This window comes from Limosilactobacillus galli (genome assembly GCF_947381495.1).
Lineage (GTDB): Bacteria > Bacillota > Bacilli > Lactobacillales > Lactobacillaceae > Limosilactobacillus > Limosilactobacillus galli.
Genome location: NZ_CANCWK010000127.1, coordinates 1 through 355 on the forward strand (window position 1 = coordinate 1; position 355 = coordinate 355).

A 355-nucleotide genomic window follows, 5' to 3' on the forward strand; every position below is an offset into this window, starting at 1 on the left:
TATGTAATGCCTGTTTCAACTTGTTGCTCTAATTCTGTTAATGTCTGTGCTTTAGGTAGGTGAGCTATCCATATTGCTTTAAAATCTGCCCACCAATGTTCTATTACTGCATTATCGGCTGGAGTACTTGGTGCAGAGTAACTATGACATGTGCCATTAATGGCCAAGTATTGATTAAATGCTTTTGATGTGTATGCTGAACCACGATCCGTATGGATTAACGGAGCTAATCCTCCTTCACTGACTCTGGCTTGTTCAAATACCTTGATTGCACCTTTGGCCGTTTCCGTTGGCGTAATTAACCAACTTACTGGATATTGCCCATACAGATCTAATACTACGTGTAGCCGAACCT

The 355-nt window shown here is 41.1% G+C and carries 1 protein-coding gene; it reads right to left on the reverse strand.

The window, feature by feature from the left end; genetic code table 11:
• The coding region (locus QOS10_RS09565; protein WP_283595212.1) for a DDE-type integrase/transposase/recombinase at positions 1-355 on the reverse strand (355 nt) is incomplete at both ends.